The following is an 11,348-nucleotide window of genomic DNA, read 5'->3' on the forward strand; positions in this document are numbered from 1 at the left end:
GAGCCTTCAGGAAGGCGGCCAGGTCGTCCTCGTCCTCCGGCAGGAAGATGACATCCGCCGGCCCGCCGACGCGGAACCAGGTAAAGGGCGCCAGCGGCTCGTCCCTCAGGAGCTTGCCGCGCACCGTGGGCAGATCGTCCTTCCAGCTCATTCGGCCGCTTCGCCCAGGGCTTCCAGTTGACCCGGCAGGGCGTAGGCCCAGCTGGTGATGTCGCCGGCCCCCAGCAGCACCACGAGGTCGCCCGACTGCGCCTCATCGCGGACCACCTCGGCAAGCTCGGCAGGGCCGGCGAGCGGCACGACGCGGCGGTGGCCATAGCGGCGCAGGCCTTGCACCAGGCCGTCCTTATCAACGCCCTCGATCGGCGCTTCGCCGGCCGGGTAGACGTCGGCCACGATCACCGTGTCGGCATCGTTGAAGCAGGCGCAGAAGTCGTCGAACAGGTCGCGCAGGCGCGTGTAGCGGTGCGGCTGGACCACCGCGATGACCTTGCCGCTGCTGACCGCACGGGCGGCCTTCAGCACCGAGGCGATCTCGACCGGATGATGCCCGTAGTCGTCGACCACCCGCACGCCGTTCGCCACGCCCGTTGTCGTGAAGCGCCTCTTCACCCCGCCGAACCCGGCCAGGCCCTTGCGGATCGCGTCCGGCCCGACGCCCAGCTCGCGGGCCACGGCGATGGCGGCCAGCGCGTTCTGGACGTTGTGCTGGCCGGCCATCGGCAGCAGCACGTCGTCCAGCGAGATGAAGCCTCCGTCGCGCGGCTGGATCACGACGTTGAAGCGAGCGCCCTCTGGCCCCATGCGGATGTTGTTGGCGCGGACCTCGGCCTGCGGATTGACGCCGTAGGTGACGAGCCGGCGGTTCTCCACCCGCGCGGCCATGGCCTGCACCTCCGGATGGTCGATGCAGACCGCCGCGAAGCCGTAGAACGGGATGTTCTCCACGAAGTCCCGGAAGGCCTTCTTCACGGCGTCGAAGTCGCCGTAATGGTCCAGGTGTTCGGGATCGATGTTGGTGACCACGGCCACGGTGGACTTCAGCTTCAGGAACGTGCCGTCGCTCTCGTCCGCCTCGACGACGATCCAGTCGCCCGCGCCCACCTTCGCATTGGTGCCGTAGGCGTTGATGATGCCGCCGTTCACCACGGTGGGGTCCAGGCCGCCGGCGTCCAGCAGCGTGGCGACCATCGAGGTGGTGGTCGTCTTGCCGTGGGTGCCGCCGACCGCCACCGAGAACTGCAGCCGCATGAGTTCGGCCAGCATCTCGGCTCGCCGGACCAACGGCAGGCGCTTCTCGCGACCCGCCATCATCTCCGGATTATCGGCCTTCACCGCGGTCGAATAGACGATGGCATAGGCGCCATCGACGTTGGCGGCGTCGTGGCCGATGAAGATCTTCGCGCCCAGCTTCTCCAGCCGCTCGGTGTTGGCCGAGGCTTTCGCGTCCGAGCCCTGCACCTGGTAGCCGGTGCGCAGCATGATCTCGGCGATGCCGCTCATGCCGATGCCCCCGATGCCGATGAAGTGCACGGGGCCGATCTCGAACGGGACGGGGCGGCGATTCATAGGAGCGTGCTAGCGCCGACCGCCGTCGCGAGCAATTGCTAGCCGCCGCGGGCGGTCTTCTCGACCACGTCGGCCAGGCGTTCGGCCGCGTCGGGGATCGCCACCGAGCGCGCCGCCTCCGCCATCCGCTGCAGGCGGGCCGGGTTGGTCAGCAGCTTTTCCAGCGCGTTCGACATCGTCTCGACGGTCAGCTGGTGCTCGCGCGCCACCTCGGCGCCGCCGGCGTCGGCCAGCAGCTTGGCGTTCTGGCCCTGGTCGTCGTCGATGGCGATGGCCAGCGGCACCAGGATGGACGGCTTCCCGGCCACGGCGAACTCGCAGACCGTGCCGGCGCCGGCCCGGCCGACCACCAGGTGGGCGTCGCGCAGGCGGCCGGCGATGTCGCGGAAGAAGGGCGCGATCTCGGCGTCGACCAGGGCGTCGCGATAGGCGCGCCGCGCGGCGTTCATCGATTCCGGCCGGGTCTGCTGCTGGACGACCAGCCGCTTGCGCAGGTCCTCGGGCAGGGCCTTCACGGCCTCGGGCACCAGTTCCGACAGCAGGCGCGCGCCCTGGCTTCCCCCGGTGACGAGCAGGCGCACCGGGCCGTTCGGCTCGGGCGGAATGTACGGGATCTCGGCCAGGGCGCGGATCGGCGGGCGCACGGGATTGCCGACGACGACGGCGCGGCCGGCCACCTTCTCGGGCGCCTTCTTCAGCGTCGGAAAGGCGCAGGCGACGGTGCGGACGCGGGACGCCAGCATCCGGTTCGTCCGGCCCATGACCGCGTTCTGTTCGTGGATCACCGTCGGGCGGCGGTCCATGATCGCCGCCACCAGCGCCGGGGCCGACGGATAGCCGCCGAAGCCCACGACGACGTTGGGCCCGATCTCGCGGAAGGCCGCGCGCGCATGCAGCGCGCCGCGCAGCACCGCGACACCCGCTCGGGCCATGCCAACGGGATCGCCCGGCTTGTAGGTGGCGGCCGACAGGCCGATGCGCCGCTCGGCCGGGAAGTCCTGGGCCAGGCCCGCCACGCGCTCGTCCGACGCCAGCACAATGCCCCAGCCGCGGGCGATCAGCGCCTCGGCCAGCGCCTGGGCGGGGAACAGGTGGCCTCCGGTGCCCCCGGCGGCGACGACGGCGATCTTACGCATGGCTGTCCCGACGGTTAGGCGAACGCGCCCGCCTTGGCGAGGCCTTCGGTGGGCGTGTAGGCGCCGGGCCGGCGGCGGGTGAGCGCGAGCGCCATGCCAAGCGTCAGCCCCATGGCCAGCATCGACGAGCCGCCGTAGCTGATGAACGGCAGGGTCATGCCCTTGGTCGGGATGAGGTTGAGGTTCACGGCGACGTTGATGATCGCCTGCTGGCCGACCAGCACGAAGAGGCCCGCGGCCGCCACCTGCTCGAACGGGTCCGACAGCTTCATGGCCCGGTAAAGGCCGCGGATCACCACGAAGCCGAACAGCGAGATCAGCAGCAGGCTGAAGATCAGGCCGTATTCCTCGGCGCCGACGGAATAGATGAAATCGGTGTGCAGGTCGGGCACGTGGCGCTTCATCACGCCCTCGCCCGGCCCACGGCCAAAGACGCCGCCCGCGGCGATCGCCTCGGCGGCGCGGTCGACCTGGTGGGTATCGGCCTTTTCAGGGCTCAGGAAGCGATCCACGCGGCTCGCCACGTGCGGGAACAGGAAGTAGGTCGAGGACAGGCCCGCCGCCGCCAGCACGCCCAGCAGCATCACCCAGGAGAGCGGCACGCCGGCCATCCAGAAGGCGGCGCCGAACGCCACCGTGATCAGCACCGTCTGACCGATGTCGGGCTGGATCACCAGCAGCCCCACCGAGACGAGGTAGAGCGCGAAGGCGATGGAGACGCCGGGCACGCCCTGGCCCTTCTGCCCTTCGGCGAACATCCAAGAGACGAGGATGATCAGCGCAGGCTTCATGTATTCCGAGGGCTGGAAGGTGAAGCCGCCGAACTGGATCCAGCGGGTCGCCCCCTTGGCATTGTGGCCGATGAACGGCAGGGCGATCATCACGGCGATCGCGAACAGCCAGATGAAGAACGCGGCCCGGCGCACATTCCTCACGTCCAGCATCGAGACGCTGAGCAGGATCATCGTGGAGGCCGCGGCGAACACGCACTGGCGCACGGCGAAGTGGAAGGGGTCGCCCAGGTTCATCCGCGCCGCAGCCGCGGGGCTCGCGGCGAACGACATCAGGACGCCGATGAAGATCAGGAGGCCGACGACGCCCAGCATCCAGCGGTCGACCGTCCACCACCAGACGCCGAGCGGCGAGCGGTCGGACCGCGGAAAGGCATGGGCTTGAGACGCTGTAGTCATGCGGCGGTCGCCTGGCCGTTGGCGAGGCGCTGGACGGCGGCCCGGAAGGCTTCGCCCCGCTCCTCGAAATCCGCGAACTGGTCGAACGAAGCGCAGGCCGGCGACAACAGCACGATGGCCTCGTGCCCCGCCGCCTTGGCGTCGGCATGGGCCTGCTGCACGGCCGCCTCGATCGTGCCGCTCTCGGTGAAGCTGGCCTTGCCGCGCAGGGTCTGGGCGAAGGCGGGCGCCGCCTCGCCAACCAGATAGGCCTTCTCGATACGCGGGAAGAGGTCCGTCAGGCTCTCGATGCCGCCGGTCTTCGCCAGGCCGCCGGCGATCCAGTAGAACCTCGGATAACTGGACATCGCCTGACGCGCCGCGTCGGCGTTCGTCGCCTTGCTGTCGTTGACGAAGCGAACCTTGCCCAGGACGCAGACGGTCTCCATCCGGTGCGCCAGCCCCGGGAAGGTCATCAGGTGCTGGGCGGCCTCGTCGCCGGGCACGCCCAGACCCTTGGCCGCGGCATAGGCCGCCGCCGCGTTTTGCCAGTTGTGGCGGCCGGGCAGCGAGCGCGCCCGCTTCAGGTCGGCCGTCTCGTGCGCGCGCTCTCCGGTGGCGTCGTACAGCAGGCCGTCCAGGGCATAGACCCCGCGGCTCATGGCCTTCGACGCCGAGATCGGCACGATGGTCCGGCGATTGGCGGCGGTGATCTCGGTGCAGATGCGCTGCCCCCAGGGATCGTCCACGCCGATGACCGCGGTGTCGCCTTTGCCCTGGTTCATCAGGATGCGGCGCTTGGCGGCCACGTAGTTGTCCATCGTCCCGTGCCGCTCGAGGTGATCGGGCGAGATGTTCAGGATGACCGTGACGTCCGCGTGAAGGCTCGAGGTCAGGTCCAGCTGATAGGACGACAACTCCAGCACATAGACGGCGCCGCCGTGCATGTCCTCGAGGCCCAGAACGCCGTAGCCGATATTGCCGCCGATACGCACGTCGCGCCCGGCCTCGGCCAGGATGTGGCCGATCAGGGCGGTGGTCGTGGATTTGCCGTTGGTGCCGGTGATGGCGACGATCTTCGGCCGCTTGTGCTCGGGCGCGGCGTTCACGGTGCGGGCGAACAGCTCGATGTCGCCCACGATCTCGACGCCGGCCTCACGGGCTCGCTCCACCGTCCAATGCGGCGCGGGATGGGTCAGAGGCACGCCCGGCGACAGCATCACGGCCGCGAACTGGCTCCAGTCGGCGCGGGTCAGGTCGGTGAGCTCGAAACCCTCGGCGATGGCCGCCTCGCGGGCCGCGGGCTTGTCGTCCCACAAGGCCACCTTAGCTCCGCCGGCCACGAGCGCGCGCGCGGCCGCTAGGCCCGTGCGGGCCAGGCCGAACACGGCGACCGTCCTGCCTTCGAAGCCGCGGACCGGGATCATGACGCGCCGATGCCCTCCCTACCGCAGCTTCAGGGTGGCGAGGCCCAGCAGGGCCAGCATGATGGCGACGATCCAGAAGCGGATGACGACGGTCGATTCCGACCAGCCCAGCTTCTCGAAGTGGTGATGGATCGGCGCCATCAGGAATATCCGGCGGCCCGTCCGCTTGAACCAGGCGACCTGGATGATCACCGACAGGGTCTCGGCCACGAACAGGCCGCCGATGATCCCCAGCACGATCTCGTGCCGCGTGGAGACGGCCACCGCTCCCACCGCCCCGCCCAGGGCCAGCGAGCCGGTGTCGCCCATGAAGATCTTGGCGGGCGGCGCATTGTACCAGAGGAAGCCCAGCCCCGAGCCGATCAGGGCGCCGCAGAAGACAGCGATCTCGCCCACGCCGGGCACGTGGTGCAGCTGCAGGTAGTTCGAGAACACGAAGTTGCCGACCAGGTACGCGATCAGGCCGTAGGCGGCAGCTGCGATCATCACCGGCACCGTAGCCAGTCCGTCCAGACCGTCGGTGAAGTTCACCGCGTTGGCCGCGCCCACGATGATGAAGGCGCCGAACAGCAGGTAGAACCAGTCCAGGTCGACGAAGAACTGCTTGAACACCGGGAATGTGACCGAGGTCAGGAGTTCCGGCGTCTCGGCCGGCTTCTGGGCGAAGACGATGATCAGCGCCACGGCGGCCATGGCGATGCCGGCTTCCAGGGCGAGCCGCAGCGGCCCCGAGATCCCCGCCGTCGTCTGGCGCGTGACCTTGGCGTAGTCGTCCATGAAGCCCAGCAGGCCGTAGCCGGCCGTCACCAGTACGACCGCCCAGACGTAGACGTTGGACAGGTCGCTCCAAAGCAGGGTCCCGATCAGCAGTCCCGCCAGAATCATCACCCCGCCCATGGTGGGCGTGCCGGCCTTCTCGATGACGTGGCGTTCGATGCCCTCGGCGCGGATCGGCTGCCCCTTGCCCTGCTTGGCCTGCATCCAGCGGATGAAGCGCGAGCCCATGGCCACGACCACGAACTGGGCCGTGAACAGCGCCAGGCCGGTGCGGAAGGTCTGGTATTTCAGCAGATTGAGGATCGGGACGTAGCCCGAGGACGCGAACTGTTCGTACAGCCAGTAGAACATCAGGCCGCCTCCCCTGACCCGGAGTCGAGCGCGATCAGGGCCTGCGCCACCGCGCCGGCCTTCGAACCGTTCGACCCCTTCACCATCACCACGTCGCCGGGCTCTGCGGCCTGGACGACCTGCGGCGCGAGCTCCGCAGCGGTTTCGGCGTACCCGCCTCGCCGAGTCGGCGGAAGGGCGTCCCAGAGGGATTTCATCAACGGGCCGGCGCAGAAGACGAGGTCAATCGCCGCAGCCTCCAGCGGCTCGGCCAGGCCGGCGTGGAAGGCCTGCGCGTCCGGTCCCAGCTCCAGCATGTCGGTCAGCGCCACGATGCGCCGGCCTTGCGTCTGCCGCGCCCCGAGGGTGGCGATGGCCGAGGCCATGGAGATCGGGTTGGCGTTGTAGCTCTCGTCGATCAGCGTGAAGGCGCCCGAACCTTTTCGGATCGTGCGCTCGGCGCCGCGGCCGGCCAGCGGTTCGAACGAGCCCAGCGCCGCCAGGCTGTCCGAGAGGTCGACGTCCAGCGCTTCCAGCATCAGCAGCACGGCCATGCTGTTCAGGCCCCAGTGGAAGCCGGTCTGCAGGATGGGGAAGTCGAGGCCCTTGCCGTGCAGGCGCGCCTGGACCACGGCGTGGCCGCCGGGAACCTGGAAGTCGATCAGGCGCGCATCGCACCCCTCGCCCGTGCCGAAGGTGCGCACCTGGGCGCCCGCCTTCTCAGCTTCGCCCTTCAGGAGCTCGAACCAGCGGTTGTCGGCGTTCAGCACGGCAATGCCGCCGGGCTCCAGCCCTTCGAAGATCTCCGCCTTGGCGCGGGCGACGCCCGTCTCGCCGTCCGGGAAGTTTTCGGTGTGGACCGGCCCCACCGTCGTCACCACCACCGCATGCGGGCGCACGAACTTCGCCAGCGGCCGGATCTCGTCGGCGTGGTTCATGCCGATCTCGAAGACCGCGCGCTGCGTCGCCCTCGGCATCCGGGCCAAGGTCAGCGGCACGCCGATGTGATTGTTGTAGCTCTTCACCGACGAGTGCGCCGCGCCGGCCAGCTTCAGCCCCGCCATGATCGCCTGGGTGACGCTGGTCTTGCCGACCGAGCCGGTCACGGCGCCGCGCCGCGCCTGCGGCGCCCGCTCGCGGGCCGCCTCGCCCAGGACCTCCAGAGCCTTGAAGGTGTCGGCGACCATCACGGCCGGCGCGTCGACCGGTTGCGAGGCCAGCACGCCCGCCGCGCCCTTGCTCATGGCCTGCGCCACGAACTCATGGCCGTCGCGCACGCCCGCCAGGGCGACGAACAGGTCGCCGGGTTCGATCGTGCGGGTGTCGATCGAGACGCCGCTCGCGCGGAAGCCGCCTGCGACCTGGCCGCCCGTGGCTGCGGCGATCTCCTCCGCGGTCCAGAGCGGCTCAGCCATGGACCAGCTCCAGCGCGTGGGCGGTTTCCGCCACGTCGTCGAAGGGATGGACGACCCCGCCTATGATCTGGCCCTGCTCGTGGCCCTTACCGGCCACCACGAGGATGTCGCCGTCCTGCAGCATGGCGACGCCGGCGCGGATCGCCTCGCGGCGGTCGCCGATATCCTTGGCCCCCGGGCAACCGGCCAGCACCTGGGCGCGGATCTCGGCCGGTGCCTCCGAGCGCGGATTGTCGTCCGTGACGATGGCCACGTCCGCCAGCTGACCCGCGATCTTGCCCATGATCGGACGCTTGCCGCGGTCGCGGTCGCCGCCGGCGCCGAACACCACGATCAGCTTGCCGCGGACGTGCGGGCGCAGCGCGTTCAGCACCGTCTCGAGCCCGTCGGGCGTGTGGGCGTAGTCCACATAGGCGTCGCCGCCGCGCGGGCCCTGGCCGACGCGCTGCAGCCGGCCCGGCGCGCCCTCGAGCGCCTCCAGCCCCTCGAACACCTGATCCAGCGTCAGGCCCGCGGCGCGGCAGAGCCCCGCCGCCACCAGGGCGTTCGAGGCCTGGAACGCGCCGGCGAGCGGCAGGCGAACGTCATAGGCCCGGCCCTCGCACTGGATGCGCAGGCGCTGGCCCTCCGGCAGCAGTTCCCGCTTCGCGAGCTTCAGGTACTGGCCCGTCTCGCCGACGGTCATCACCCACTGACCCGCGATGACCGCCGAGGCGGCGAACGCGGGGAAGGCGTCGGAATCGGCGTTCAGCACCGCCGTGCCGCCGCGCGGCAAGAGGGTGTCGAACAGGCGCAGCTTGGCCGCCCGGTAGGCGTCCATGGTCCCGTGGTAGTCCAGGTGGTCCTGGGTCAGGTTCAGGTAGCCCGCCGCCGTCAGCTTCACCCCGTCCAGGCGGCGCTGGTCGACGCCGTGCGACGAGGCTTCCATGGCGAAGTGCGACACGCCCATGCCGGCGAGCTTCGCCAGCCATTCGGCGACGTCCGCCGCGTCGGGCGTCGTGAGGCCCGGCGGCGTCAGCTGCTCGTGGCGGCCGCCAGGGTGCGAGACGGTGACGCCCAGCGTGCCCATGCTGGCCGAGGTCTTGCCCGCGCGGGCGAACATCTGGCGGCAGAAGTTGGCGACGGAGGTCTTGCCGTTGGTGCCGGTGACGGCGACGCAGACCTGCGGCTGGCGGCCGAAGAACTCCGCGGCGGCGAGCGCATAGGCCCGACGCGGGTCCTTGGCGATGATGGTCGGGACAGAAAGGCCCAGGTCGCGTTCGGCGATGACGGCGGCGGCGCCCGCCCCCACGGCGGCCGGCGCGAAGCTCGCGCCGTCCACCTTCGTGCCCGGCAGGGCGGCGAACAGCGTGCCGGGCCGCACCTTGCGGCTGTCGGCGGTGACGCCAGTGATCTCGGGATCGGCCGGCAGGCCGCGCTTCACGATCGCCGAGAGGCGCATCACTGGCCCTCCCCCGCCGGCGCGGCCGCCACCGCCGTCTCGAGGATTTCGGGCTGACGCTGGACGCCCAGGAACGGGGCGATGCGCTCGATCACCCGGCCGGCGGCCGGCGCGGCCACCCAGCCGCCCGTGGCGTAGCCGGCCGAGCGGGCGGTGCCGTGCGGCTCGTCCAGCAGGATCAGCACGAAGTAGCGTTTGGCCTCGACGGGGCCGCTGGTCGGGAACACGGCGGCGAACGACGAGACCTGGCGCTGGTGGTTGTAGCCGCGGATGGCCGGGTCGTACTTCTCGCCGGTGCCGGTCTTGCCGCCCACCGACAGGCCCGGGATGTTGGCCGAGCGGCCGCTGCCCGCCTCGCCCGCCACGTTGGCGCGCATGATCGACAGCATCTGCAGGGACGAGCGCTCGGACATGACCCGGGGACCATCGACGGTCGCGCCCGGTTCCTTCTTGCGGATGGTCAGCGGGATCAGCCGCCCGCCGTTGAGGATCGCGCCCATCGCGCGCGCCAGCGCGAGCGGGCTCACGTTGATGCCGTGCCCGAACGAGGTGGAGGCCACCGCGTCCTCGTCCCACTTCTTCGGCGTCAGCGGACGGGCGCTCTCGATCAGCTCAACCGGCGCTGGGGCGGTCAGTCCCAGGTTCTTGAAGTACTTGCCCATCCGCTCCGGGCCGATGCCCACGGCGAGCTTGGCGGTGCCGATGTTGGACGAGTGCTGGAACACCTCGACCAGTGTCAGGACCTTCCGGGCGGCGTGGTAGTCGTTGATGGTCCGGTAGCCCAGCTTGTAGGGCACGGTCGCGTCGAAGGTGGTGGTGGGCGTGGCGACGCCGGTGTCCAGGCCGATGGCGACCGTGAACGCCTTGAACGTAGACCCCATCTCAAAGACGGTAGCGGCCGCCCGGTTGGTCTGGGCATACACGCCGGCCTTGCCGGGGTTGTTCGGATCGAACACCGGCCAGCTGGCCATCCCCAGGATCTCGCCGGTGTGGACATCGGTCACCAGGCCGACCGCGCCCTTGGGCGTGAACTCGTGGACGGCCTTCCAGAGCTCGTCCTCAAGCGCGCCCTGGACCCGCAGGTCGATGGACAGCGCCACCTGACCGCCGGCGGCGGCGCGGATCTCCTCGTTCAGCGCAGCCTCCGCACCCGAAAGGCCCTCGCCCCCCGCGTCTGAGAAGCCGATGATGTGGGCGGCCGATGGGCCCAGCGGATAGACCCGGCGCTGCTCCGGCTCGAAAGTGACGCCCGGCAGGCCCAGCGCATGGACCTTGTTGCGCTCCTCGGGCGTCAGCGCGCCCAGTACGAAGATGCGGCGATTGCCGCGCAGCGCCCGCTCCAGCCGGTTGGCGTCCAGCGCCGGCAGCGTCGACAGCAGCGCCCGGCGGGTCTCCTCAGGCTCCCAGATCTCGCGGGGATCGATGTAGAGGCCGTAGTGCAGCAGGTCGGCGGCCAGCAGCATGCCGTTGCGGTCGACCAGGTCCGCCCGGGTCGTCGCGGCGGGCGCGATGCGTCCGTCGGCGCGGGCGGCGTCCGAGAACAGCGCCGCGCGCGTGGCCCCGACGGCGAGCGTCAGGAAGCCCATCGCGAACAGCGCCAGCACGAAGAAGATGCGCAGGCGCGTGTCGTCCTCGGCCTTGCCCGAGGCGCGGGCGCGTTCGAACGCATGCTCCAGGCCCCAGACGCGCTCGGTCAGCCAGCGCGACAGGGGCGAGCGTCGCAGGGACGGCTGCCCGAGGCTCATCGCGTGGCCTCCGCGACCCGCAGCGGCATGGCCTCGGGCGGCGGCGGCGGCGGCACGCCGGGGATGGCGTCGCCGCCGTTGACCATCGCGGCGACCACCGACGGCGCCTTGTCCTTCTTCGGCGGCCCCTTGGCGGCGAGGTCGATGATCTGCTCGACGGTGGCCTCGCGGCTGGCCGTCACCGGCTCCATCTTCAGGTAGCCGACGGACAGGCGCTCGATACGGCCGGGCTGTTCCAGGTGCGCGACCTCGGCCTGCAGCAGGCGGATGCGGGTCTTCTCAGCCTTGATCTGACGCTCGATCGTCGCGATCTCGGCGCGCTCCCGCCCGGCGATGGTC

At 70.6% G+C, this 11,348-nt stretch carries 9 protein-coding genes and 1 pseudogene; all 10 read right to left on the bottom strand.

The window, feature by feature from the left end; translation table 11 throughout:
- Positions 1–151: pseudogene (locus RIF93_RS14200) on the bottom strand (UDP-N-acetylenolpyruvoylglucosamine reductase); the annotation flags it as partial.
- Positions 148–1,569, bottom strand: a complete 1,422-nt coding sequence (murC, locus tag RIF93_RS14205; RefSeq protein ID WP_309092104.1) for a UDP-N-acetylmuramate--L-alanine ligase — start codon at positions 1,567–1,569, stop codon at positions 148–150. The pseudogene RIF93_RS14200 and the gene murC, both read right to left, overlap by 4 nt.
- A 38-nt stretch (positions 1,570–1,607) precedes the next feature.
- Complete coding sequence (gene murG, locus RIF93_RS14210; protein ID WP_309092105.1) at positions 1,608–2,705, bottom strand: undecaprenyldiphospho-muramoylpentapeptide beta-N-acetylglucosaminyltransferase; 1,098 nt, start codon at positions 2,703–2,705, stop codon at positions 1,608–1,610.
- Positions 2,706–2,719: 14 nt separating this feature from the next.
- A complete protein-coding gene (gene ftsW / locus RIF93_RS14215) occupies positions 2,720–3,895 on the bottom strand; it encodes a putative lipid II flippase FtsW (protein WP_309092106.1) in 1,176 nt (391 codons plus the stop codon).
- Entirely contained in the window at positions 3,892–5,301 is a 1,410-nt protein-coding gene (gene murD / locus RIF93_RS14220; RefSeq protein WP_309092107.1) for a UDP-N-acetylmuramoyl-L-alanine--D-glutamate ligase, read from the bottom strand. Before murD ends, ftsW begins: the two co-directional genes overlap by 4 nt.
- An 18-nt stretch (positions 5,302–5,319) precedes the next feature.
- A complete protein-coding gene (gene mraY / locus RIF93_RS14225; protein ID WP_309092108.1) occupies positions 5,320–6,429 on the bottom strand; it encodes a phospho-N-acetylmuramoyl-pentapeptide-transferase in 1,110 nt (369 codons plus the stop codon).
- Positions 6,429–7,823: a UDP-N-acetylmuramoyl-tripeptide--D-alanyl-D-alanine ligase gene (murF, locus tag RIF93_RS14230; protein ID WP_309092109.1), complete on the bottom strand. Its 1,395-nt coding sequence runs from the start codon at positions 7,821–7,823 to the stop codon at positions 6,429–6,431. The genes mraY and murF overlap by 1 nt, the downstream gene beginning before the upstream one ends.
- Positions 7,816–9,264: a UDP-N-acetylmuramoyl-L-alanyl-D-glutamate--2,6-diaminopimelate ligase gene (locus tag RIF93_RS14235; RefSeq protein ID WP_309092110.1), complete on the bottom strand. Its 1,449-nt coding sequence runs from the start codon at positions 9,262–9,264 to the stop codon at positions 7,816–7,818. Before RIF93_RS14235 ends, murF begins: the two co-directional genes overlap by 8 nt.
- Positions 9,264–11,009: a penicillin-binding protein 2 gene (locus RIF93_RS14240; protein ID WP_309092111.1), complete on the bottom strand. Its 1,746-nt coding sequence runs from the start codon at positions 11,007–11,009 to the stop codon at positions 9,264–9,266. The genes RIF93_RS14235 and RIF93_RS14240 overlap by 1 nt, the downstream gene beginning before the upstream one ends.
- The coding region (locus RIF93_RS14245) for a cell division protein (RefSeq protein ID WP_309092112.1) at positions 11,006–11,348 on the bottom strand (343 nt) is incomplete at its 5' end. The genes RIF93_RS14245 and RIF93_RS14240, both read right to left, overlap by 4 nt.

This window comes from Phenylobacterium sp. (assembly GCF_031181185.1).
GTDB lineage: Bacteria > Pseudomonadota > Alphaproteobacteria > Caulobacterales > Caulobacteraceae > Phenylobacterium.

Bases quoted from the DNA above. Each gene is read 5' to 3' on its own strand.
- murC (WP_309092104.1), bottom strand. From the start codon at position 1,569: ATGAATCGCCGCCCCGTCCCGTTCGAGATCGGCCCCGTGCACTTCATC.
- murG (WP_309092105.1), bottom strand. From the start codon at position 2,705: ATGCGTAAGATCGCCGTCGTCGCCGCCGGGGGCACCGGAGGCCACCTG.
- ftsW (WP_309092106.1), bottom strand. From the start codon at position 3,895: ATGACTACAGCGTCTCAAGCCCATGCCTTTCCGCGGTCCGACCGCTCG.
- murD (WP_309092107.1), bottom strand. From the start codon at position 5,301: ATGATCCCGGTCCGCGGCTTCGAAGGCAGGACGGTCGCCGTGTTCGGC.
- mraY (WP_309092108.1), bottom strand. From the start codon at position 6,429: ATGTTCTACTGGCTGTACGAACAGTTCGCGTCCTCGGGCTACGTCCCG.
- murF (WP_309092109.1), bottom strand. From the start codon at position 7,823: ATGGCTGAGCCGCTCTGGACCGCGGAGGAGATCGCCGCAGCCACGGGC.
- RIF93_RS14235 (WP_309092110.1), bottom strand. From the start codon at position 9,264: ATGCGCCTCTCGGCGATCGTGAAGCGCGGCCTGCCGGCCGATCCCGAG.
- RIF93_RS14240 (WP_309092111.1), bottom strand. From the start codon at position 11,009: ATGAGCCTCGGGCAGCCGTCCCTGCGACGCTCGCCCCTGTCGCGCTGG.